This window comes from Allocellulophaga tsushimaensis (assembly GCF_055383085.1).
In genome coordinates this window covers 123677-145479 of sequence record NZ_AP039451.1, presented here as the reverse complement: position 1 = coordinate 145479, position 21803 = coordinate 123677, and the positions used below count along the sequence as shown (strand labels likewise).

The following is a 21803-nucleotide window of genomic DNA, read 5'->3' as shown; positions in this document are numbered from 1 at the left end:
TTAATTATTAGAAGTTTGCTGTATAAACAATAATATAATATTATCGATAACTTTTGAATAGAACTTTAATAAATAAAATATGAAATCACTAATAAAAGTTTTAGCAATTATATTTTTAATTGCTCCAAAATATTTAAATGCTCAAATAGCACAAAAAGTAGTTGATACTACTTATGGAGAATCACCTGAAAAAGGATTTAAGAAGTTTAAACCAAATAAAAAAGACTCAATAAATAACTTTTTTACTGCAAAAGATAAAAAAATCAATTTGTTGATTCCAATTCCTATTAATACTTTAAAAGTAAAAAATGTATATAATATTTCAAGTAAGAAAAAGAACGCAATTTTAGTTGTTTTAGATGGTAACAAGGGTAGAGAAACAGAAGATGATATCATTGGTTTGTTACAATGTAAAATCCCTTTTAATAGGATTAAGGGTAAGCCATTAGATAAAAAAAAACTTAGAAATCATAAAAAGTTGGTCATTTATATTATTCATGATGATAAAATTAATTTTTGCTTACTAAAATCTTTTAAAAATTGTGTAAAATTTAATTCTCAATACAAATATACGTTGTGTGATCTTACAGGTTATTGTGTAAACAAAAATGGAATACATAGTGAACCTAGGGAACAAGATGGGGATGTTATAGGTCTTATTGGTGGTTAATAAGAGAATAATAGTCTTTTTAATCCTGTCACTATGTGTTTATACTATGTTTTCACAAAAGGAGGATAAACTTTTGATAGAGTTGCAATCTCTTAATAAAGAAGGTCGTTATGATGAAGTTATTTCAAAGTATCAACAGTTTGGAAGTATAAAACTCAAGACTAATTCTGCGGATTATTTTGCTCAACTTGGTACCGCATTTGAAGAGTTAAATAAAGAAGACTCTGCTTTTTATTATTATAAACAAGCAAAAGATGAATATCTTATTAAAGATAGATTAAGAGAAGTAGCTCAAATAAATTTTGAGATTAGTAGTCTTTTAGAAAGTCAAAATAATTTAGATTATAACGATCAATATTTTGATGAGTTTTGGGAATATGCTACTAGTCTTCAAGATACTTTTTTACTTGCTAAAGGATATAATTATAAGGGAAGAAGAGCATTTTTAGATAAGGATCCTAATGTGCCTTTGAGCTATTTTAAAACTGCTTACTCTTTGTTTGAAAACGCAGATGAATCAGAAATGGCAATTACTAATTTGATGAATATTGGTGTAGTATATTCTAACAGAATTCAGGATAATGACAAAGCACGAGTAAATTTTTTCAAAGCCTTGAAACTTTTAAAAAAAGATAATGATGAACTAAAAAATTCGAATCTGTATCATGATCTCTTGAACAACATTGGTAATAGTTACCGTAGGTCAAAAGAATATAAAAAAGCCCTTGAATATTATAATCAAGCAGAAACCTTAATGGTTAAGAAATATAGTGCTAAAACAAAAAAGATTCTTTTTGGGAATATGGATCTTACTCATTATTACTTAGGAGATTTTAAAACTGCTTATAGTTACTTATACAAATATGATTCTATAAAGGATGTAATTAACCTCAGTAATCAGAATACTACAATATCAGATATTCAAGAAAAATATAATAACGAAAAGTTAAGGGCAGATAATTTAGAAATAGAAGGCAAACGTATTAAAAACAGGAACTACCTTTTGATCGCAATAGGATTAATTTTTATAGGTATATGTACAGCTTTTCTTCTCCAAAAAAATACTACAAAAAAACGTAAAATTGCCGAACAACAGCAATTACTAGAACAGCAAAAAGTGGCAACCCTGTTAAAAGAGCAAGAGTTAATAGGCATTGATGCCATGATAACAGGTCAGGAAAAGGAGCGTGTTAAAGTTGCTAATGAATTGCATGATGATTTGGGAAGTTTAATGGCAACAGTAAAATTGCACTTTGATAATATAAAGGGTGACCCAGAAGATGTAGCATTGAAAAATGCGCAAAAACTATTAGAAGAAGCCTATCAGAAGATTAGAGGTATAGCGCACTCTAAAAATTCTGGGGTAATGGCAAATCAGGGTTTATTACCCGCTATTCGGAAAATGACGAGTACTATAAACGAAGCTAATGTTTTACAAGTAACAGTAGAAGATTTTGGATTAGGGGAGCGTATGGAAAACTCCTTGGAGCTTAGTATTTTTAGAATTATCCAAGAATTGATGGCAAATGTTATCAAACATTCAGAAGCGAATACAGCTACTATTCAGTTTACGCAACACGATGACAGGCTTAATATCATAGTAGAAGATAATGGTAAGGGTTTTAATATGTCTGCTGTAAAAAGAACAAATAATGGGATGGGTTTAGGCACTATAGAAAAACGAATTGAACATTTAGAAGGCACTTTTACAGTAGATAGTATAGTAGGTAAAGGAACTTCTATTCTAATCGATATTCCTGTATGATTACCGTAGCAATAGCAGAAGATCACCAAGCTTTAATAGATGGTATCCAATCGTATTTAGAGTACGAAGAGGATATTAAAATTGTTGGACATGCCAACGATGGAGAAGCACTACTAGAGATGATTCAAAAAAGGGCTCCTAATCTTGTACTTTGCGATATTCGTATGCCAAAAATAGATGGTATTGCTGCTGCAAAAATCATTCAAAAAGAATACCCTGAAACAAAAATTATTGCATTTACAATGTTTGATCAAGAAGATGCAATTCGGCAAATGTTAGAAGCTGGAGCGATGGGCTATATCCTTAAAAATTCTTCATTACAAATTGTCTTGGAAGCTATTAGAACTGTTGCTATAGGAAAAACGTATTTTGATAAAAAAATTCATTTGCCTTCTGCAGAAAAAAACAAATCTAAAAGTGTACTTTCTTCTAGAGAAAGAGAAATACTAGGTTTAATTAGCAGAGGAAAGACTTCTCATGAAATTGCAGACCAACTTTTTATAGGTAAAAGTACCGTAGACACCCATCGCAAAAATATGATTCGGAAATTAGGTTTAAGTGGCGCAGGTGAGCTATTACGCTATGCTGTAGAAAAGAAATATAATTTTTAAGTTGTTTTAGATCTTCTTTAAAAGTTAAAAATCCCCATCAAAGGGGATTTTTTTGTGCTTTGTAGTAAAGTAGTTTTGATGAAAATTAAAACTAAAAATATGATAACCAGTTTATTAGGATATGCTTTTCTAGGCACTTCCATTCAAGAAATTATGCATTTTGTAGATCTAAAACAAGAATTAGGTGCAAATGTAAAAATTATAAAAGCGCCAGATTATTGGGTAATCACTATCATCAGTGTTGTATTATTTTCTTTAGCTACTAGCGCTATAGGAGCTAACTTTTTTTCAGAATCATCGTATCAAGAGTCTTTGACTATTGCTACAGGTTTTTCTTTTCCATCCGTCATAAAAACCTTAGCTAAAGTTGTTTTAAAGCTTATGAATGCTACGCAATTGTTAGCAAAGGGTATGCCTCAAAAATCATTTAGAATTAAAAATTACCTAAAATTATTTTAAAATGGGAAAAGGATATTCTTTACACATAGGACTAAATTATGTAGATCCTACCCATTATAATGGATGGGATGGAAAACTAAATGCATGCGAATTTGACGCTAATGATATGCAAGTTATTGCTAAGTCAGTTGGTTTTAAAACATCACAGCTGTTAAGGGAAGCTGCAACACTTAAAAATGTTACTGACTTTATTACAATAAAAGCTAAAGAGTTAAAAAAAGGAGATCTTCTTTTAATTACTTATTCTGGTCATGGAGGGCAAGTACCTGATAAAAACGCTGATGAGGAAGATGGTATGGATGAAACATGGTGTCTTTTTGATGGACAATTAATTGATGATCATTTAAAAAATCTGTGGGCTTTATTTGAAAAAGAAGTGAGAGTTCTAGTTTTTTCTGATAGTTGCCATAGTGGAAGTATACTTAGGTCTATAAACCCAACGATTCTTACTAATGAAGAAGGCTATGCAACAAAAAACCTTCCTGATACTATCATAACTTCTACTTATTTAAACAACAAAGATTTTTATGACAAAATTTTAGAAGATCATAAAACGCTGAATGAAATTAAGGCAAGTGTTAAACTTATTTCTGGTTGCCAAGATAATCAGTATTCCTATGACGGTGCTTTTAACGGACAGTTTACCGCTAGAGTTAAAAAGGTCTGGAATGGAGGTAAATTTAAAGGTAATTATAACAAATTTCATAAAAGAATAACGCATTTATTACCTCCCGAACAAACTCCTAATCTATTAAATATTGGAGCAATTAATAGTCAATTTAATAACCAAATACCTTTTGAAATATGAAAACTAATATACTTTTTGTTTTAATAATGCTAAGCTTTTTTCTTGGCTTTACTCAAGAAACAATAATAGATATAAAACCCTTTGAGGAAAATAGTAGTAAACTACCACCAAAATTACAATATGGGCAAACCATAAAATTTAAAATTCATAATGTAAATACGCTTCAGCTAAATGCAGATCTAACTGTTGAAAAATTAAACTTTGAATATGATATCCCTTCTGAGTTTAATAAAAAGTTAGAAGAAGATACAGATCCAGCAAAAGAAGGAGAGCAAAATGAAGAAAATAAAGCAAAAGGTGAAACTCCTGAAAATTATCAAGGATATCAACAAAATGAAAAAGATAGCTTGCAAATTTCTGATACGTTGAAATTTATGAATAAGTATAATAGTGTTATTAAACATTTGCAAATGATTCAAAAAGCAGAAAAATTAGAAGAACGACTAAAAGCACTTTTTAAGGAACCTAATTTAATTAAGGATACAGTGGCCTTCTTAGAAAATATAAGATCATATTATGAAATTACTTATAATGATCTTTTAGTTACAGATGCTAAAGAACAAGTGCTGTCTAACATAAGTAACATGAATTCTGATTTTAATGAATTAGGTGTATTATATGATGTATTAAATGTGTCTGTATTAGATGAAGAAATACAAATTAAAGCAAAGTATTTATCTAAAAATAAAAAGACTTTTAAAGTTATCGAATCTAATCAAAAAACTATTATTAAAAACCCTTTTAAAAAACAATATGATGCACTAAAAAAGAGTGTAGATACCCTAAATGTTACAAAAAATAAAGAAGAATTAATTGCGAAAAGTCATAAAGGAATTGATTTTTATAATTTAATTAAAAATATGGATTTTATTGCCTATACTAATTCAGAACAAATATTAGATGATCAAGTTAAACTAAGCCCTTTTCTAAAAAATATAAAAGGCGATACTATAAAAACATTTGGTACTTATACTTTTAAGACTAAAGGAAAATGGAAAGTAAATTTTAGCTCTGGTTATTTAGTAAGTTTTAAAGGGGATGATAATTATTCATTACTTAAAAATGCCGAAGGTAATTCTACAGGAGTAATAAAATCAAATACAGACGATTTATCGCATACACTTGGAGCATTAGTACATGTTTATAAAACAAAAAATTGTGACATACAACCAGCGTTTTCATCTGGAATAAGTTTAAATGATGACGCAGCGATTGGTTTTTATTTGGGAGGTTCTCTTTTGTTTACAGAAAAAAATAGAGTGATTTTTACTACAGGAATCTCGTATACTAAAGTCAATATTTTAAATAGAGCAAATCTGGATACAGCTAATATGTTTATTACTACTACTGATACAGAAATTAATTATGATAATGTATTTAGACCTTCATTTTTTATTGGTTTAACATATAATTTTTCTAAATAAAATATTGTAATAAAATTGACTCATACCATAAAAACAAGCTTCTATTCCAAACTACATATCAAACAAGTTTAAATTTCTTACTTTAGATGCCTATGTGTAGAATTACATATTTAGATCATATTATTTAAGTTAAAAATGCATCAAAAAGTAGTAGTTGTAACTGGGGCAGGTGGCGTATTGTGCAGTACTTTAGCAAATGCACTAGCCAAAGAAGGGCATAAAATTGCGGTTTTAGACCTAAGATTTGAAGCCGCGCAGCAAGTAGCAGATGAGATCAATAGCTTGGGAAAAACAGCCATTGCAATTGAAGCTAATGTATTAGAAAAAGAATCTTTAGAAAAAGCTAAAGTTGAGGTAAATACGCAATTGGGCACTTGTGATATTTTAATAAATGGAGCAGGAGGTAATCACCCAATGGGAACAACGTCGAAGTCACATTTAAAAGAAGAAGATTTATTAAATACTAATACTAGTTTTAAAACTTTTTTTGATTTAGATCCTGATGGGATAAAATTTGTTTTTGATCTTAATTTTACAGGAACCCTATTGCCAACGCAGGTTTTTGCAAAAGATATGATTGGAAAAGAAGGTTGTAGTATTCTAAATATATCTTCTATGAACGCCTATACTCCTTTAACAAAAATCCCTGCCTATAGTGCAGCAAAAGCAGCTGTGTCTAACTTTACACAGTGGTTAGCAGTACATTTCTCTAAAGTAGGGATTCGAGTAAATGCTTTAGCACCAGGTTTTTTCTTAACCGATCAGAATAGAGCTTTATTAACGGAGAGTGATGGAAGTTTAACAGAAAGAGGGCAACAAATTATAGATCAGACCCCAATGGGGCGATATGGTGAACCAGAAGATTTAATTGGAACTACAGTATGGTTGTGTGGCGAGGGTGCAAAATTTGTAACTGGTATAGTTGTGCCAATAGATGGCGGTTTTGCAGCTTATAGTGGAGTTTAAATAAGTATTATGAATTTAAATTTAGAACAAACTTGGAGATGGTATGGCCCAGAAGATCCTGTATCACTTTTAGATATTAAACAAGCTGGGGCTACAGGAATAGTATCTGCACTGCATCATATCCCCAATGGTGACGTATGGCCAATTGCAGCCATAAAAGAACGAAAAGAAATCATTGAAAATGCTGGCTTAACATGGTCTGTAGTAGAAAGTGTTCCTATCCATGAAACTATAAAAACGCAGACTGGAAATTTTAAAACCTATATAGCTAACTATAAGCAAACCATAACCAATTTAGGAGCTTGCGGCATAGATACCATATGCTATAATTTTATGCCAGTGCTAGATTGGACCAGAACCAGTTTAGATTATAAAGTTGCAGATGGTTCTAAAGCATTACGGTTTGATATCATTGCATTTATTGTTTTTGATGTTTTTTTATTACAAAGACCAAATGCTAAAGCGGACTATACTCCAGCTCAGATGGCAAGTGCTGAAGCGTTAGTTTTAAAAATGACAGAAGACGAAAAAACAGTCTTAATTAAAAATATTATTGCAGGTTTACCGGGAGCAGAAGAAGGCTATACCTTAGAGGAGTTTAATGCTATTCTTAGTACTTATGATGCTATAGATGGAGAAAAATTAAAAAAACACCTTTTTTATTTTTTAAAGCAAATTATTCCTGTAGCAGAAAAAGCAGGCATATTGATGTGTATTCATCCAGATGATCCACCATTTCCAATTTTAGGCTTACCTAGAGTGGTCAGCACAGAGCAAGATATTATAGAGCTGTATAATACTGTAGATAGTCCTAATAACGGATTAACATTTTGTACAGGTTCCTTTGGTGTTCGATCAGATAATGATTTACCTGGAATGGTAAAGCGTTTAGGACATAGAATTCACTTTATTCATCTAAGAAGTACTCAAAGAGATGAAGTAGGGAATTTTTATGAAGCCAATCATCTAGAGGGTGATGTAGATATGTATGCAGTAATGAAAGCATTACTAGAAGAACAACAAAGCAGAAAAGCTAAAGGAAGAAAAGATCTAAGAATGCCTATGCGCCCAGATCACGGACATCAAATGTTAGATGATCTCCATAAAAAAACTAATCCAGGCTATTCCGCTATTGGTAGGTTAAGAGGTCTAGCAGAGCTAAGGGGCTTAGCATATGGAATTTCTAAAAGTTTAAATGAATGAGTAAAATAAATTCAGAAACGTTATTCATAACCGATAATTTTTTATTAAACTCAAAAGAAGCAGAGGTTCTATACCATAAGTATGCCGCAGCTATGCCAATAATTGATTATCATAATCATTTATCACCACAGCAAATAGCAGAAGACAAGCCAATTGCTAATATTACTGATGCTTGGTTAAGTGGAGACCATTATAAATGGCGTGTAATGCGAGCTAATGGTGTTGATGAAAAATATATTACAGGCGAAGCTACAAAAGAAGAGAAATTTCTTAATTGGGCAACAACAGTTCCTTATACCCTTAGAAATCCTTTGTTTCACTGGACACATTTAGAATTGAAACGCTACTTTAATATAGATACCTTATTACAAGCTAGCTCAGCAGACACAATTTATAAAAAAGCTAATAGTATTTTAGCTACTACAACACCTTCTAAGATATTAGAACAAATGAAAGTAGAAGTGCTTTGTACTACTGATGATCCTATAGATAATTTAATGCATCATAAAACGATTGCCAAAAAGAATATTCACACAAAAGTTTTACCCACATTTAGGCCAGATGCTTTACTCCTAATTGAGCGTACTAACTATAATGCTTATCTTAAAAAGTTAGCAGCTTGCGTGTCTTTTCCCATAGAGTGTTTAGAGGATCTATTAAACGCCATACAAAGTAGAATAAATTATTTTGATGCACATGGTTGTTCTTTATCGGATTATGGCATGGAACAAATTTTTGCATATGATTTTACAGATGAAGCTGCTGATGTTATTTTAAAAAAGAAATTAAATGGCGAGACAATTACCACTACAGAAGCAAATTTATATGCTTCATGTATACTATACCATTTATGCAAAATGTATCATGCTAAAGAATGGGTGCAACAATTTCATTTAGGAGCGCTACGCAATAATAACAATCGTTTAAAAGAGCAATTAGGTTTTGATGCAGGTTGTGATTCTATAGGCGATTTTAACCAAGCCAAAGCGATGTCTAAATTATTTAATCGTTTGGATGCCGAAGGCTGTTTAAGTAAAACGATTACCTACAATTTAAATCCATCTCAAAACGAAGTATTTGCTACTATGATGGGGAATTATAGTGAAAAGGGCATTCCAGGTAAAATGCAATTTGGATCTGGATGGTGGTTTTTAGATCAGAAAGATGGTATAGAAAAGCAAATAAATACGCTTTCAAATATGGGATTGCTTAGTCGTTTTATTGGGATGTTAACAGATAGCCGTAGTTTGTTGTCTTTTCCCAGGCATGATTATTTTAGAAGAATTTTATGTGATATAATGGCAGAAGATATGAGAAAAGGTCTCGTACCTAATGATATTTCATTTATAGGTAAAATGATACAAGATATTTGTTATTATAATGCTATGAATTATTTTAATTTTAAATAAAACGCAATCTCTTTAATACTGTACATCATATAATTAAGATGCATCAATATATGGGAGCTCAAATAGTTTGTTTTTTTTAAGGTACACAACACTATTTTTAAAATCTAAAATAGTATTGTATCTTTTTAATAGTTCATTTCCTAATATATGAGTTTTAAAACCAGCTGGATTTTCTCTATTTAAGACTTGAGTAGGAAATTTAGTAATGGTCTGTCCACTAATAGTTAAGGAAGGTATTTCTATTACTTTGGTTACAAATATATCACCTGCACCATTTCTTAATTGATTTGTTTTAATAACATTTAAATTTTTAGGGAATGATTGCTCATATAAAATAACACTATCTAATAAAAGTGCTCTTTGATAGCCTGTATCAAATAAAAAACGACTATTGTAACTTTTTTTGTTGATGGTAATTTTACCATTAAGACAAAATAATGTTTTTACTTTTTCCAGTTTAGATTTTGTATAATCCGTAACATCTGGCAATTCATCATGGACAATAAGTATGTTTTTATTGTAATCTATTGTTATTACTTTGTTCCTAAATAAATCCCAACCAAATCGCCCATCTGTTCCTTGACCAGAGTTTTGTACAGGATATATTTCTAAGTCATCCCATTTTAACTCTCCAATTTCTAATGTTGCAAGAGTTTTTAGCTTAACATAATTATACGTTACGGTATCTTCTTTTGTATTATTTTTTAATAAGTTAGTCTTTTCTTTTATGGCTTTATGGGTCAATAAAAGTCCAGTAGTGCCAGAATCAAATTTTAGATTTAATGTGTCAACTCCATTAAGTACAGTCTTAATCTTTATATTGTTGTATTCAGTTAACTCAAATGGAATTACGATACCTTTCTTATCTGCTTCTGTTACCTTATGTTTTTCCGCGTTTTTACAACTAATCAAGTTAAGCAGAAAGTATAGAAGCCCTATAATTACCAATATTTTTCTTAGCTGCATATTTTATATTGTGTTTAATTCTTCCCTTCTTTTATAAATTCCAACTCCATAAGAAATTAACAATGGAATTGATAAAAATAGTGATATACCTGTCAGTAGCATTAAGATCATATAAGAACTTTTATGTGATGTTGGGTTTCTAATTCCTCTTGATTGAGTCGATCCCCATTTTATTTTCTCTAAATCCATACTTAAATTTTGTTTTACAAAATCAAAGTCAAATACTATTTTATTGAGAATCTTAGAAATCTTTTCTTTTTCATTTTCAATCGAGTCTGATTTTCTTAAACCTATTATTTGAATCCAAACAACCATTCTGTTTTTTCAACTTGTTATTAACGATTACATGTAGGAATAGTTATAGCTTTACATGTTATGATTTCCCTTAGAAAATCAGACAAAGTACACCTGAAATAACCTTTGGTTAAACCAAAATTAAGCAATTAATTATACAGGCTTAACTTGGTAATTTCTCTATTCCTAATTTAACTTTTTGAGTTATCTCTTCACAATAATAGCAACCACTCTTTAGTCAATCAGGATTGTACCTCTATTTGTTTTAATTGCGTACACAACCTAGGTATAAAGCGAGTTATGTATTCCCATCTATTGTGCTTTATTTTTTTTCTTGTTTTATAAAAGTATTGATATTAGAGTTAAGCAATTTTTTTTGAGGTATAATTCTATTATAATTGCCATGGTGTAGACCTAAGTAACCGATATTATTAGCCCTTTTGAAGATTAAGAATTTTGCTAAAATGGCACTTTATATAAGTTGATTATAAATACAATTCATTTAACAAAGCGGTATTTTAATTTTATAAGTGGAGCCGGGGAGAATCGAACTCCCGTCCAAACAAGCAACTAAAATGCTTTCTACATGCTTAGTTTTCATTTGATTTTAGTGGCACCACCGACTGAAAACGGCCTATGATACCCTTAGCTTTTAAATTTTAGTGATTATAACAAAGCACTATAACCCTTGTGTTGACTTTTATGGTGTCTCAATAGGAATCGCCGTCAACAAGGGCTATTCAGAGACATCTCGCCTCCCTGCCTAGCAGGGACGTGGTATAATCCTACTATAATTCAGATTATGCAGCAAGAGCGTAATTATTCTCGTCGAATAAAAAGTTTGAAAAATGAGATTTACGAGCTGTATCTCAGCGCTCGGCATGCTTACACTCCAATTGGTCTCGCTGTCAAAACCAGTCGGCCCCTTTACTGAGTTGGGTAAGCTGTGCTTACCGCAAACGAATTGAACCCTGAGCGTAGCCGAAGGGCAAACTCAAAAAGTACTATTCTCTCACTAATTTTTTTCAAAGAACTCTATTTATATTATACTCTATAAAGGTAATCTAAGTTGTTTTTTAAATCAATTTCTCAAGGATTTACCTAAAGTTGTTTATTTAAGCAAAGTCATAATTTTTAATGATTTTTTACTAAAATAAGCTGACAAATATACTTCAAAAAGCATTCCAAAAAAAGTTTTGAAGAGGACTAAGTTAATGTTAAATTTGAAACAATAAATTTAAGTAATGTTTTATAATTAGTATATGAGATTCGGAATTATACGAGAACGTAAAAACCCTCCAGACAGAAGAGTTGTATTATCGCCAACAGCTTGTAAACAAGTAGTTAACAATTTTACAGATGCAGCAATTATTGTAGAACCTTCTCCAATACGCGTTTTTAAAGATGCTGAATACAAAGCAGTAGGTTTTGAAGTGGCATCAAAAATGGAGGACTGTGATGTGCTTTTAGGGGTAAAAGAAGTTCCAATTTCTGCATTAATTCCTAATAAAAAATACTTTTTCTTTTCACATACCATAAAAAAACAACCATATAATAGAGATTTATTGCAGGCAGTTTTAGACAATAACATTGAGTTGTATGATCATGAAGTTATTACAAATACCAAGGAACAACGTTTAGTCGCTTTTGGGAGATATGCAGGTATTGTTGGTGCATATAATGGTTTTAGAGCATATGGATTAAAATATAACGCATTTGAATTGCCTAAAGCAGAAACATTAGCAGATCAGCAAGCATTAATTAAAGCACTTCAAAACATAAAACTCCCCAACATAAAAATATTACTTACAGGTAAAGGTAGGGTAGGGAATGGGTCTAAAGAAATGTTAGACGCTATGCCACTTAGAAAAGTTACCGTAAAAGAATATTTAACAGAAACGTTTAAAGAACCGGTGTACTGTCAGATAGATGCTTCTGAATACAATAAGCGTAAAGATGGGGTGCGTGGTAATAAGGCTGATTTTTTTGCACATCCAGAAGAGTATAAGTCTAACTTTTTTCGTTTTGCCAAAGTCACAGATTTTTATATTGCAGGGCATTTTTACGGACAAGGAGCACCTTATTTATATACCCGTGAGGATGCTAAACATCCAGAGTTTAAGATAAAAGTAGTAGCAGATGTGAGCTGTGATATTGATGGTCCAGTTGCGGCAACCATAAAACCTTCTACTATTGCAGAACCTGTATATGGTTATGATCCAGAAACGGAAACTGAAACAGATTTTAAAAACCCTGATGCTATTGCAGTAATGGCAGTAGATAATTTACCTTGTGAGTTGCCACGTGATGCTAGCGTTGGTTTTGGACAAGCTTTTGTGGAAAATGTGATCCCCGCTTTTTTTAATGATGATAAAGATGGGGTGTTAGAACGTGCCAGAATGACGCAAAATGGCAAGCTAACCAAAAGATATGCCTATTTACAAGATTATGTGGATGGTAAAGTTTAGTACGTTTTTAATTTAAAAATTGAATTTTTTTCTATTAAAATGATCACCAAAAAGCCACATGTATAAGCAATTAAATCTTGTATATTAAAAGTATTTCCAAAAAGGAGATTAGCCCACTTACTGTGCTCTAAACCAAGTTCTTTTATGAATCTAGTGAGTTGTAAAAATCCTATTAGGTAGGCAATACCTAAAGTAGTTATAGCAGTGGTTAAATAATTTGTTTTTAAAAAGCTTTTTAAAAAGCAATAGAGTAGTAGTACAACTAAAAAATCTCCAACGGTATGCCTAATAAAGCCAGTTTTTAAAAAGGAGGCAATTAAAACTTCTATTGCAAAAAGAAAGCAAAAAGCTGCAAAATATTTTGTGTTAAAAATAACTTTCATTGCTATTATATTTTTTGCTGATACATGGGTATGGTAGATTTTAAAAATGAAAATAAAATCCATAATAAACCGCCAAATGCAAAGGTTACCATAACTTTAGGGTCGTTAATACTTTCTGTAATTTGATATAGTAAGTTTTTAGGATGGGTTAGGATGTCCCATGAATTAAACCGAAGAAATCGGCCTAAGTAAATTCCATATCCGCTTAAAAAGCAAACCTTAAAAAGGGTGTATTTTGCCACTCTTTTGCTATACTTAAAAGCAATCATATGATACATATCTAGCATGGAGAGTAGTCCAAAAATGAGTCCTGTTATTGCAAAAACAAAAACCAAGAATAAATCATACCAAACCATATTGGAGGCATCATTATGTAAATGGATTAAATCTGTAATAATATAAGGGCTATTAGGTAAAATAAGCAACCAAATACCAAAACTTAAAAAGCTCAAAATTGGAGAAGATTGTAACCTAGGAAACCATGCCATAATTTGAGTAATTAAATAGGGTAACCCTGCTAAAAATAAATTCCAAATAAGGAACATATAAAAGGTGCTTCCTGTAATTTTTACACGCAATATGACTAGTAGAACAGCAAAACTAGTAACGAAAAATAGGTTTATATATGTTTTATTTAATTTTAAAAAAGGAGTATTCATACTTTAAATTTTATAAATTTTGAAGGTATAGATATGCAATAGGAATGTTTATTATTAATAAGAGTATACACATACAATTTTCTTTATAATTTTTATAATGCATACAACTATTTGTTAACAATAGAACTAATACAATACTATTTGCTAAAAAAGCTGCTAATACATAGTATAAACCAATTACAACTAATAAATCTGTTTTGATAAGTTTGTGTAAAACAAATAAAATAGTGCCAATTGCAAAACTTGCTATTGCCATAAAGATGCTAATTTTATTTATTGTGTGTTGAATGGATAGTCTCAGTTTCATAAGTTTAAAAGGCTTATATAAAAAAAAGCAATAGGATAGTTTAATGCTATAAGTAAAAAAGTCACTACAAATTCTTGTACATCTTTAAAGTTAAAGAGCAATTGAATACTGATAATTAAGAGTAGTATAGCTCCAATAATAAAGGCTAGAACAAAAAAAGTTATTGCCATAGTTATTAAAAAATTACTTTCATAAGCTATGAGTAGCAAAAGAAATAATAAGGTTCCAATTCCAAAACAAGAACCAGCAAACCATGCAGCTAATTTGTTTATTCTATATTTAAAAAAGTTTCCATGGCTACTTGTTTTTAGTTAGGTGATAAAAATTATATTCTTGCCATTTTTTTTCTTCTTGTTTTTTTATAAAAAGATTGTAAGTTTCGTTGATACTTTTTTTCTGATCTTCAGTGATAAAAGAAGTATCTTTTTGTGCATATTTTTTTAATTGCGCTAAATTAGTATCGCCCAACTTCATGAGATATATAATATCTGGATCTTTTATATAGTTTAAATTGTAAGCAGTAATAGCATTATCCCATGGCACAGCAGCAGCAATTAGTAAGAAAGTGAATAAAGTGGTTAAATTGGCCCTTAGCATATAATTAAAACTTTTAATTTTAGCTACTTTTATATAAGCAGTTGCCAGCCCAGTTAACGTTAATAGGAGGTATACAAAAACACCAATTCGTTTATAGGTGAAACCAAGTGAGGCTACATACATCCAATTTTTGTAAAAAGTGAAAATTACGAGTGCAGTATTTAATGTAATCCAAGTATAACTTAGTGTTTTTAATTGCCTGTTTTTCGTATAAAAATTTAAATCACCACGAAAAAAATAAAGAATAATAGCAATAGCAACTACAATAGAAAACATAAGCGCATAGATTCCTTTATGTACAGCATCTGAGTATTCTGCATTACTTAGTACCTCTGTGTTATAGATATAAAAAGCATCTGTAGTTAAAAAGAGCGCTAATAAGATATTTAAACCTGCAAATACCATGCTCCCTAAGGCATGTTCTGCTTTTAATTTATGAATGTAGTCTGTGCTGAAAGGAGTACTAGATTTTTTTAATTCATTGCTACTATTCGTATCAAAAGCAATTAGTTCTTTAGGATAATAAGGCTTAAAAATATTTAGAAATACGATATAACCTATTACAGTAAAGAATAGCCAGGGAAGGCTTAAAAAGTCTAAATTTATACTACTAACAATGTTGTTAAAAACGGGGTTTGCATTTTTGTAAAGTAATATAAATAGTGTTGTAAGCAATATAGTTAATACTACTCCTTTGATATAATTTTTTAGTTCTGTAGATATTTCTTTTCGTTGCGCTTTAGGTTGATTTTGATTTTCTACAAAATGGATTATTGCACCTACTAAAAGATTAATCATACCTGTGAAACTAGCGATATAAATTGAGGTTTTTATAGCGATTACTTTGCCCATAAAAACAAATAGCGCTATAAAATGCACAAAAACAGTAAAACCATTTGGATTAAGAAAAGCAATTAAAGCAGTAAAAAGATAACTGATTGCATAAGGCCATGGAAAACTATTTTTTTTATTGAAACTGGCTAACATAAGTACAATTAGTGTAGCAATTAAAAATAAATTTAAGCCTAATGATTTGCTATAAAACAAGAAACTAAATAGAAAGGCTGATAAAACGGATTTGATATGAATACTCATAATTAATTTTTTTATGGAATTAAAAATGTTGTTTTTATTTTTTTTAGCGGTTGCCCTAGCATTTTTTGAAAGTCTAATTGATGAAAACTTAAAGCAGTTTCCCCTTTTTTATATGCCGTAATAAATAGCTTTAAATGATCCAAGTAAAGCAGACTACCCAACATAATTACAACATACAAGTACAGACTTCTTTTACCATTGCCTAATAAATAATATTGCATGCTAATTTCTTCAGGAACACTAACGCCTGTATGAGTAAGAACATGGTAAACATCATGGCTCTCTAGCTTTGGTTGTATTTCAAAACTATGTTTTAATAAAAAACATGCTAAGTGAAAACCTAAACTATTTTTAGGGTGCCTTAACAAATCGTTAATAGAGGTATTCCATTCTTTATTTTTCTTAAAGAATTTTTGATAAGGAACTTTACTCCATTCATATAAAAGTTCTAATATTAAATCTCTCATTTTAAATTTATAAAGTACTTTGAATTTCAAAGTAAATGAATAAAAAAATATAGTTATGTTTTTCTAATTAATTTTTCTAATGCATCTATATGCTTTTGAAATGCTTGCTTACCTAGTTTTGATGCTGAATATCTTGTATTGGGTTTTCTACCTATAAATTGTTTTTCTACTATTATATATGCTTCTTTTTCTAAGGCTTTGGCATGGCTGGCTAAATTGCCATCAGTAACACCAAGCAATTCTTTTAACATTTTAAAATCGGCAAAATCGTTTACCATAAGAATACTCATAATACCCAATCGTATCCGGTGGTCAAAAGCTTTGTTTATATTGTTTATAAGTCCCAAATCTTATTTCCTATCATATTTATAATACATCAAAGCTCCGTAAAATATATGTAATACACCAAAACCTAAAGCCCAAAAATATAAGCCATAGCCTATAAATTGTGTGGCTATTAAACCAAGTATAATATTTGCGATTCCTAAGTATAAAACATCTCCAAAAGTATATTTACTGGCATTAACACAGGCTAAACCATAAAATAATAGCGTTCCTGGTGCTACTAATCCATAAAATCCATTTTGCAATAAAACCAAGCAAAATATTCCTCCAGCTATTAGTGGGATTAAAAAATTAAACAGCAAACGTTTACTAGATACATCCCATATTTTTTCATTACTTTTTTTAGATTTTTTGTACGTTAAAATAAGCCCTGTTAGTAATGCTAGTGTAAGCGTCCCTAGAGCAATAAATAATAAAGAATAGATTAATTCTAATGAGTTGCCATCAATTTGGTATTTATAGTTTGAACTGTCTCTATGAATTAGATATTTATTTAATTGCGTTTTAGCTAAAAAAGCTCCTACTAAAGCGTACACCCCTGCTAAAACACCTGATAGACCGCTTAAAGAGATAAACCGAGATGAACGGCTCATCATATTTTTAATTTCAGAGATATCGTCGAGATACTTTTTTGATTCCATATTATAAAGTACTTTGAAATACAAAGTTAATATAAATATTTTGATTTGCAATATAAGAACTGTAAAAAATAATAAAATGGCATTTACAAGGTATCCAAACCAGTATACGAATTAGAGCCTTAGTGATTGTATTTAAATAAAATAAAAACGATTATATTTATATAGAAACGGTGATAAAACAATCTCTACAAGATGAATCCTGCAGAACAATATATCATAAACCAGCCAGAACCCTACCAAGGTATTTTACTTTATTTGCAAACAGTGATAGAAAAAACAGTACCAGAAGTTGTTTTAAAATACAAGTATAAAATTCCATTTTATTATGTAGCAGATAAGCCTTTTTGTTATCTAAACCATACTAAAAACTATGTAGACCTTGGTTTTTGGAATGCAGCTCATTTATCTATTTACCCAGAGCATTTAGTTGCAGATGGGAGAAAAGTAATCAGATCTTTACGTTATAGGGTTTTGGATGAAGTAAATGAAACAGTATTGCTGGCAGTTTTACAAGATGCTTATCGTGTAAAAAGTAAAAGTTTTTGGAAATAAAAATTACTCAATAATCGAGATTTAAAATGATCTGAAGCTTACTTAAAAATTGTGCAACATTTTCTTTTTAATACTTCATAGGCTTTGCCTAATATTTTTATTTCTTTTCTAATACAACTAAAGAATTTTTTTGAATTCGTATTACCTCATTAAAAATCTTTTTTAAAGCTTTATAATTGTCCACAACTAAATAAGTGCTATTAATTATTAACTCAAAAGATACGGAAACTTGAGAGGCATTTCCATTTGCTGAAAATCGCAATATGACTAGCTTGTCACCTAAATTAATTGCTGTATTTTCTGGCAGCTCCTTTATTTTATATGTATCCGGTAGATTAATGTTTAAGTTATATTTGTAATTTCTACTAAAACCAAAATCTACGGGGTAATTACGTTCTTCTAAAATGAATGGGTTTTTATCAAAAAAAGTAACTAAAAATGGATTAAAGTAAATAACATCTCCATTAAAAACATCATCTAATTCAAACTCAAAACGTTCATTTACTTGTTTTTTAGAAGATCTTTTTTTATTTAATTTATAAGTATTAATAGTAAGTGTCCCTTCAAAAGCATCTTCTAATTGTTCTAAATAGCCTTCCTCAGATATACCACTTAGTTCTTTTCTTTTGGCAACAGCTGCATAACCACTGGTTGTCCTGTCTATTACACCTTTAGCTTTTTTGCTTTCTGCATTAAATTGTACAAAAGCTCTAATATCATATTTATTTTTTGTTTCAGGCTCAATATCATACCAATAACTTTCCTTTTTAAAATCCATTACCCTACCATAATAATTAAGGCATCTAAAAGGTAACATTCCAAAGGGATTATACTTGTCTGTAGCATCTAATAAATAGTCCTTACCTGCTATTTCTACCTTGGCGATGATATAGTTAAAGTCCGATATTACAGGGCGTAATTTACTAGGTAAACCATTTTGCCTTGTAGATAATAGCATTAGGTTTGTTTTAATTCCTGCAGCATTCAATAGGTTTATTAAAGAGATATTTATTTCCCCAATATTTCCTTTTTTGGCTTCAAAAGCATCTTTTACACGTATATCTCTGTAAATACCATATTTTCCATTCCAATTATAATGATTTTGTACAAATTCATAAATATTTTTAGCAACAGTTAGTTGATCTTCACCTAAGAGTAGCTCTGACGGTACGTTTTTTTCGAAAAAGTTTTTCTTTGTTAATTGCCTCCCAATATCTTTATCGGTCTTAAACTCTTTATCTACATCTTTCCAAGATTTTGTATATCGACTTACGGTACCATCAAAACCGTAAAGTTCTGAAAGTTCAAATTTTAATCTAGAAATATAATTCTCAGGAGCTAACATATAGCCTTCTTCGGCTTTAAAAGCTGGAATATCCTTCATAATATATTTTAGAATTTCACAATCTGCATCTTTGGCATATCCGGGAACGTAAAAGCAATCTTTTTTTATTTGAGCATCGTTTTTATCTAATTTAAGGTTCCCAATTAAAGATCTATTATATCGATAGTTTCCAGGGATTTGAGCATTATATTCACTATATAATTTGGGTATATGCGATTGAAATTCCCAACCATTTAAATTATAGATATAGGGAGAAATTATTTTATATTGATATTCTATGATGGAACCAATTTTTATATTAGGAAAGGTAAATTTCTTTTCGGACCATTTTTCATTTACATCGGTCGTAAAAACTGCGTCTTTAGCAAGCCCCATTTTAAGATCTTTATTATGAGTTATGGCTCTAATATCAGTTATCGTTTCGCCATTTCCATTATTAGCATAATAGGGGATAGCAATATTAGCTTCACTAAATCCTTTTTCATTTAAAATTTTAATTTTGGTATGGTATTTTTTAATCAGTTTTATACTGTTTCCAATAACCTCAAAATAATTTTCTCCTCTTTCATAGAGTACAATGGCATTAGCGGTACTATCCTTATCATAAGATTTAAATGTTTTTTCGGCATTAGCCAAGCTTCCAAATGGGTGACCACCCTTTCTTTCTTGGGCATTTGATAACAAAATAAAAAATAATGTAATTCCGAGGTTTAATAGCTTTTTGGTCACGTGAAATGGTGGTAAGGTTTTTTTTAACAATAAATATAACTTTTCTTTTTTATAGTGTGTTTTGAATACTAAAAATATTTTAATGCCGTTACATTCAAAACCCAATTAATAAATTAAAAATGAAGAAATTTTTTATAGTTTGCTTAATTGCAGTAAGTCTTACAAGTTGTTCTAAAAATGAGGAAAGTAGTGGGACTACGATAAGTGATCAAACTTTAACAGGAACCTTACAAGGAGCCTCTTTTACATTTGTAGGGGGTAAAGCTTTTGCAACCACAACTTTTGATAATGAACCAGCGATTAGTCTAAATTTAACCAATGTAGCCGCTAATTGTGATGATTTTGTTTCAGATTTTGATTTAATTATCAGTGCTGTTGTTCCTAATAATGTTGGTGTTTTTACAGATATTAATATTGTTGATCGAATTGGAAATGATGTGCCGTTTAATAATGTTGGGGAAACAGTAGAAATTACAGCAATAAGTGAAACTGAAATTTCTGGAAAATTAATACTGGAAAGGGCTACAAGTGCTATTGCAGAAGGCAGCAGTTTTGAAGGTAGTTTTACAATACCATTTTGCCAGTAAATTAGGTGTTGACTGATTGAAATTGTGTTGACTGAGTGGAGTCGAAGTTAACTGAAAATGTTACCATCGTTAACTGAGCGTAGCCGAAGTTAACGATGGTAATTAGAATAATTTTACCGGAATAGAAGAGTTATAAAGCGTTTACAGTTTTACGAATCGCTACCAGATTAGTTAATAATTTTTCTAAATGAGCTATGTCTAACATATTGGCACCATCACTTTTAGCAATAGAAGGATCAAAATGTGTTTCCATAAAAATGCCATCAACGCCAGTTGCAATTCCTGCACGAGCAATGGTTTCAATCATATCTGGTCTGCCACCAGTTACACCACTAGACTGATTGGGTTGTTGTAATGAGTGCGTAACATCTAAAACAACTGGAGCATAGGTTTTCATAGTAGGGATACCTCTAAAATCTACTACCATATCTTGGTACCCAAACATAGTACCTCTATCGGTTATCATAACCTGTTGGTTGTTAGAATCGGTTACTTTGGTAACGGCATGTTTCATACTTTCTGGACTCATAAATTGTCCTTTTTTAAGATTTACTGTTTTACCAGTTTGTGCTGCAGCAACTACTAAATCAGTCTGGCGTACTAGAAAAGCAGGGATTTGTAATACATCTACATAAGCCGCTGCCATAGCAGCATCCTGTTCTGTATGAATATCTGTGACCGTAGGGACTTTGAATGTTTCAGATACTTTTCGTAATATTTTCAAGGCTTTTTCATCACCAATACCAGTAAAAGAATCTATTCTGCTGCGATTTGCTTTTTTAAAACTTCCTTTAAAAACATAAGGTATTTTTAATTTATCAGTTACAGTAACAATATGCTCAGCAATTCGTAAAGCCATGTCTTCACCTTCTATAGCACATGGACCAGATAATAAGAAAAAGTTATTACTATCTGCATGTTTTATTTGAGGTATTTTGCGTAAATCCATTTTATAAAATCTTTCTACAAAGATATCATTTCTCATGTAGTATATCGATTATTTGTAACTGTCAATACTATTCTAAAAAAAGTAATGTTATCAGATAAAGGCTA

The 21803-nt window shown here is 30.5% G+C and carries 23 protein-coding genes and 1 other RNA gene; 12 read left to right on the top strand and 12 right to left on the bottom strand.

The features are described from left to right. Window positions 1–79: 79 nt before the first annotated feature. The 9 genes from ACZ451_RS00630 to uxaC all read left to right on the top strand — a co-directional run bounded on the left by ACZ451_RS00630 (window position 80) and on the right by uxaC (window position 9315). A complete protein-coding gene (locus ACZ451_RS00630; protein WP_464215139.1) occupies window positions 80–670 on the top strand; it encodes a hypothetical protein in 591 nt (196 codons plus the stop codon). A 46-nt stretch (window positions 671–716) separates the two neighbouring features. After that, window positions 717–2435 (top strand): ATP-binding protein, encoded by a 1719-nt coding sequence (locus tag ACZ451_RS00625; protein ID WP_464215138.1) that lies wholly within the window; start codon window positions 717–719, stop codon window positions 2433–2435. Further along, window positions 2432–3046: a response regulator gene (locus ACZ451_RS00620; RefSeq protein ID WP_464215137.1), complete on the top strand. Its 615-nt coding sequence runs from the start codon at window positions 2432–2434 to the stop codon at window positions 3044–3046. The genes ACZ451_RS00625 and ACZ451_RS00620 overlap by 4 nt, the downstream gene beginning before the upstream one ends. 99 nt (window positions 3047–3145) lie before the next feature. Continuing rightward, the gene (locus ACZ451_RS00615; RefSeq protein WP_464215136.1) at window positions 3146–3505 is read left to right on the top strand and encodes a hypothetical protein; all 360 of its coding nucleotides are present in this window, start codon (window positions 3146–3148) and stop codon (window positions 3503–3505) included. Window position 3506: 1 nt separating this feature from the next. Next, the gene (locus ACZ451_RS00610; RefSeq protein ID WP_464215135.1) at window positions 3507–4313 is read left to right on the top strand and encodes a caspase family protein; all 807 of its coding nucleotides are present in this window, start codon (window positions 3507–3509) and stop codon (window positions 4311–4313) included. Beyond that, entirely contained in the window at window positions 4310–5737 is a 1428-nt protein-coding gene (locus ACZ451_RS00605) for a hypothetical protein (RefSeq protein WP_464215134.1), read from the top strand. The genes ACZ451_RS00610 and ACZ451_RS00605 overlap by 4 nt, the downstream gene beginning before the upstream one ends. A gap of 135 nt (window positions 5738–5872) precedes the next feature. After that, entirely contained in the window at window positions 5873–6703 is an 831-nt protein-coding gene (locus tag ACZ451_RS00600) for an SDR family oxidoreductase (RefSeq protein WP_464215133.1), read from the top strand. A 9-nt stretch (window positions 6704–6712) separates the two neighbouring features. Beyond that, window positions 6713–7906: a mannonate dehydratase gene (uxuA, locus tag ACZ451_RS00595; protein WP_464215132.1), complete on the top strand. Its 1194-nt coding sequence runs from the start codon at window positions 6713–6715 to the stop codon at window positions 7904–7906. Next, the gene (gene uxaC, locus ACZ451_RS00590) at window positions 7903–9315 is read left to right on the top strand and encodes a glucuronate isomerase (protein WP_464215131.1); all 1413 of its coding nucleotides are present in this window, start codon (window positions 7903–7905) and stop codon (window positions 9313–9315) included. Before uxuA ends, uxaC begins: the two co-directional genes overlap by 4 nt. A 33-nt stretch (window positions 9316–9348) precedes the next feature. Here uxaC and ACZ451_RS00585 read toward each other — a convergent pair whose 3' ends face one another. From ACZ451_RS00585 to ssrA, 3 genes are all read right to left on the bottom strand, one after another. After that, window positions 9349–10281 (bottom strand): hypothetical protein, encoded by a 933-nt coding sequence (locus ACZ451_RS00585; RefSeq protein WP_464215130.1) that lies wholly within the window; start codon window positions 10279–10281, stop codon window positions 9349–9351. 3 nt (window positions 10282–10284) lie between these two features. Then, the gene (locus ACZ451_RS00580) at window positions 10285–10596 is read right to left on the bottom strand and encodes a hypothetical protein (protein WP_464215129.1); all 312 of its coding nucleotides are present in this window, start codon (window positions 10594–10596) and stop codon (window positions 10285–10287) included. A gap of 507 nt (window positions 10597–11103) precedes the next feature. Beyond that, window positions 11104–11501, bottom strand: a transfer-messenger RNA (tmRNA) gene (gene ssrA, locus ACZ451_RS00575). A 336-nt stretch (window positions 11502–11837) separates the two neighbouring features. Here ssrA and ACZ451_RS00570 point away from each other — a divergent pair. Then, entirely contained in the window at window positions 11838–13043 is a 1206-nt protein-coding gene (locus ACZ451_RS00570) for an NAD(P)-dependent oxidoreductase (RefSeq protein ID WP_464215128.1), read from the top strand. On the opposite strand, the gene ACZ451_RS00565 is transcribed toward ACZ451_RS00570, so the two are convergent. The 7 genes from ACZ451_RS00565 to ACZ451_RS00535 form a co-directional block, all read right to left on the bottom strand. Beyond that, complete coding sequence (locus ACZ451_RS00565; protein ID WP_464215127.1) at window positions 13040–13426, bottom strand: ribosomal maturation YjgA family protein; 387 nt, start codon at window positions 13424–13426, stop codon at window positions 13040–13042. The genes ACZ451_RS00570 and ACZ451_RS00565 overlap by 4 nt on opposite strands. A gap of 5 nt (window positions 13427–13431) precedes the next feature. Continuing rightward, the gene (locus tag ACZ451_RS00560; protein WP_464215126.1) at window positions 13432–14085 is read right to left on the bottom strand and encodes a DUF1361 domain-containing protein; all 654 of its coding nucleotides are present in this window, start codon (window positions 14083–14085) and stop codon (window positions 13432–13434) included. Between the two features lie 10 nt (window positions 14086–14095). Further along, entirely contained in the window at window positions 14096–14341 is a 246-nt protein-coding gene (locus ACZ451_RS00555; protein WP_464215125.1) for a hypothetical protein, read from the bottom strand. Between the two features lie 348 nt (window positions 14342–14689). Next, window positions 14690–16084, bottom strand: coding sequence for a DUF4153 domain-containing protein (locus ACZ451_RS00550; RefSeq protein WP_464215124.1), 1395 nt, complete (start codon window positions 16082–16084; stop codon window positions 14690–14692). 11 nt (window positions 16085–16095) lie between these two features. Next, the gene (locus tag ACZ451_RS00545) at window positions 16096–16551 is read right to left on the bottom strand and encodes a hypothetical protein (RefSeq protein WP_464215123.1); all 456 of its coding nucleotides are present in this window, start codon (window positions 16549–16551) and stop codon (window positions 16096–16098) included. 53 nt (window positions 16552–16604) lie between these two features. Continuing rightward, a complete protein-coding gene (locus tag ACZ451_RS00540; protein ID WP_464215122.1) occupies window positions 16605–16898 on the bottom strand; it encodes a winged helix-turn-helix domain-containing protein in 294 nt (97 codons plus the stop codon). 3 nt (window positions 16899–16901) lie between these two features. After that, window positions 16902–17537: a hypothetical protein gene (locus tag ACZ451_RS00535; RefSeq protein ID WP_464215121.1), complete on the bottom strand. Its 636-nt coding sequence runs from the start codon at window positions 17535–17537 to the stop codon at window positions 16902–16904. Window positions 17538–17729: 192 nt separating this feature from the next. On the opposite strand from ACZ451_RS00535, the gene ACZ451_RS00530 reads away from it, so the two are divergent. Then, entirely contained in the window at window positions 17730–18089 is a 360-nt protein-coding gene (locus ACZ451_RS00530; RefSeq protein WP_464215120.1) for a DUF1801 domain-containing protein, read from the top strand. Window positions 18090–18186: 97 nt separating this feature from the next. On the opposite strand, the gene ACZ451_RS00525 is transcribed toward ACZ451_RS00530, so the two are convergent. Next, window positions 18187–20163, bottom strand: coding sequence for a DUF3857 domain-containing protein (locus ACZ451_RS00525; RefSeq protein ID WP_464215119.1), 1977 nt, complete (start codon window positions 20161–20163; stop codon window positions 18187–18189). A 119-nt stretch (window positions 20164–20282) separates the two neighbouring features. Between ACZ451_RS00525 and ACZ451_RS00520 the strand changes: the two genes are divergently transcribed. After that, window positions 20283–20750: a hypothetical protein gene (locus ACZ451_RS00520; RefSeq protein ID WP_464215118.1), complete on the top strand. Its 468-nt coding sequence runs from the start codon at window positions 20283–20285 to the stop codon at window positions 20748–20750. 130 nt (window positions 20751–20880) lie between these two features. On the opposite strand, the gene kdsA is transcribed toward ACZ451_RS00520, so the two are convergent. Further along, on the bottom strand, window positions 20881–21699 hold the full coding sequence (gene kdsA / locus ACZ451_RS00515; RefSeq protein WP_464216945.1) for a 3-deoxy-8-phosphooctulonate synthase: 819 nt from the start codon (window positions 21697–21699) through the stop codon (window positions 20881–20883). Window positions 21700–21803 lie beyond the last annotated feature (104 nt).

Excerpts from the sequence above, each read along its gene's own strand:
- ACZ451_RS00585 (WP_464215130.1), bottom strand. The coding sequence starts at position 10,281 with ATGCAGCTAAGAAAAATATTGGTAATTATAGGGCTTCTATACTTTCTG.
- ACZ451_RS00545 (WP_464215123.1), bottom strand. The coding sequence starts at position 16,551 with ATGAGAGATTTAATATTAGAACTTTTATATGAATGGAGTAAAGTTCCT.
- ACZ451_RS00600 (WP_464215133.1), top strand. The coding sequence starts at position 5,873 with ATGCATCAAAAAGTAGTAGTTGTAACTGGGGCAGGTGGCGTATTGTGC.
- uxuA (WP_464215132.1), top strand. The coding sequence starts at position 6,713 with ATGAATTTAAATTTAGAACAAACTTGGAGATGGTATGGCCCAGAAGAT.
- ACZ451_RS00550 (WP_464215124.1), bottom strand. The coding sequence starts at position 16,084 with ATGAGTATTCATATCAAATCCGTTTTATCAGCCTTTCTATTTAGTTTC.
- ACZ451_RS00565 (WP_464215127.1), bottom strand. The coding sequence starts at position 13,426 with ATGAAAGTTATTTTTAACACAAAATATTTTGCAGCTTTTTGCTTTCTT.
- ACZ451_RS00520 (WP_464215118.1), top strand. The coding sequence starts at position 20,283 with ATGAAGAAATTTTTTATAGTTTGCTTAATTGCAGTAAGTCTTACAAGT.
- ACZ451_RS00620 (WP_464215137.1), top strand. The coding sequence starts at position 2,432 with ATGATTACCGTAGCAATAGCAGAAGATCACCAAGCTTTAATAGATGGT.
- ACZ451_RS00570 (WP_464215128.1), top strand. The coding sequence starts at position 11,838 with ATGAGATTCGGAATTATACGAGAACGTAAAAACCCTCCAGACAGAAGA.
- kdsA (WP_464216945.1), bottom strand. The coding sequence starts at position 21,699 with ATGGATTTACGCAAAATACCTCAAATAAAACATGCAGATAGTAATAAC.
- ACZ451_RS00555 (WP_464215125.1), bottom strand. The coding sequence starts at position 14,341 with ATGGCAATAGCAAGTTTTGCAATTGGCACTATTTTATTTGTTTTACAC.
- ACZ451_RS00625 (WP_464215138.1), top strand. The coding sequence starts at position 717 with ATGTTTTCACAAAAGGAGGATAAACTTTTGATAGAGTTGCAATCTCTT.
- ACZ451_RS00610 (WP_464215135.1), top strand. The coding sequence starts at position 3,507 with ATGGGAAAAGGATATTCTTTACACATAGGACTAAATTATGTAGATCCT.
- ACZ451_RS00580 (WP_464215129.1), bottom strand. The coding sequence starts at position 10,596 with ATGGTTGTTTGGATTCAAATAATAGGTTTAAGAAAATCAGACTCGATT.
- ACZ451_RS00535 (WP_464215121.1), bottom strand. The coding sequence starts at position 17,537 with ATGGAATCAAAAAAGTATCTCGACGATATCTCTGAAATTAAAAATATG.
- ACZ451_RS00630 (WP_464215139.1), top strand. The coding sequence starts at position 80 with ATGAAATCACTAATAAAAGTTTTAGCAATTATATTTTTAATTGCTCCA.
- ACZ451_RS00530 (WP_464215120.1), top strand. The coding sequence starts at position 17,730 with ATGAATCCTGCAGAACAATATATCATAAACCAGCCAGAACCCTACCAA.
- ACZ451_RS00605 (WP_464215134.1), top strand. The coding sequence starts at position 4,310 with ATGAAAACTAATATACTTTTTGTTTTAATAATGCTAAGCTTTTTTCTT.
- ACZ451_RS00560 (WP_464215126.1), bottom strand. The coding sequence starts at position 14,085 with ATGAATACTCCTTTTTTAAAATTAAATAAAACATATATAAACCTATTT.
- ACZ451_RS00615 (WP_464215136.1), top strand. The coding sequence starts at position 3,146 with ATGATAACCAGTTTATTAGGATATGCTTTTCTAGGCACTTCCATTCAA.
- uxaC (WP_464215131.1), top strand. The coding sequence starts at position 7,903 with ATGAGTAAAATAAATTCAGAAACGTTATTCATAACCGATAATTTTTTA.